Annotated in this window: 1 protein-coding gene; it reads left to right on the plus strand. The window is 56.5% G+C overall.

Annotated elements, in window-relative coordinates:
• Positions 1-545, plus strand: a 545-nt coding sequence (locus EWH12_RS22055; RefSeq protein ID WP_129927831.1) for a recombinase family protein, incomplete at its 5' end; no start/stop codon positions are given.
• Between the last annotated feature and the right edge of the window lie 67 nt (positions 546-612).

Consider the following 612-nt stretch of genomic DNA (forward strand, 5'->3'; position numbering starts at 1 on the left):
CCATACTCGGCATGGTCGCCGATATGGAGCTGAAGTTCATCAAGGATCGTCAGCGCGCCGGGATCGAAGCGGCGCGCGCCGAAGGCGTTTACAAAGGCCGGAAGAAGAACGTCGATGACGATGAAATCCGCCGTCGCCTTGCCGCCGGCGCCAGCAAGGCCCGCGTTGCCCGCGACCTGAAGGTCTCACGAATGACCGTCTATCGGGCGCTCGACATTATTCCGTCACAGACCAAACTGCCGGAAAAGCCGCCCACTGCCAGCATCGCCCTGCATCTGATTATCGAGAACTTCAACAAGCGTGGAAGAGGTAGAAAACCCGCTCGGGAGCGGATTGAGGCGATGCTGGAACGCGACTACGCCATGGTAAAAAACGGCAATTGTGATTACAAACTGACCGTCGCCTATGACCCCGATCCGGATGGCATTTCCCTTGATGAGGAAATCCAAAGCCTCCTCTCCGAGATGTTCAACATCGCAGAGAGCTACAATTGCTCCATGGAAGCCGATATCTACGAGGTCGGTGGTCAGCAACGGTCCTGGTAGAATCAATCAAGCGTTCAGTGTTCGTTCTTCAACCTGGCCAAAATCGCAGCTTCGGGCCGACTGGGCC

The organism is Sphingobium cupriresistens (genome assembly GCF_004152865.1).
Lineage (GTDB): Bacteria > Pseudomonadota > Alphaproteobacteria > Sphingomonadales > Sphingomonadaceae > Sphingobium > Sphingobium cupriresistens.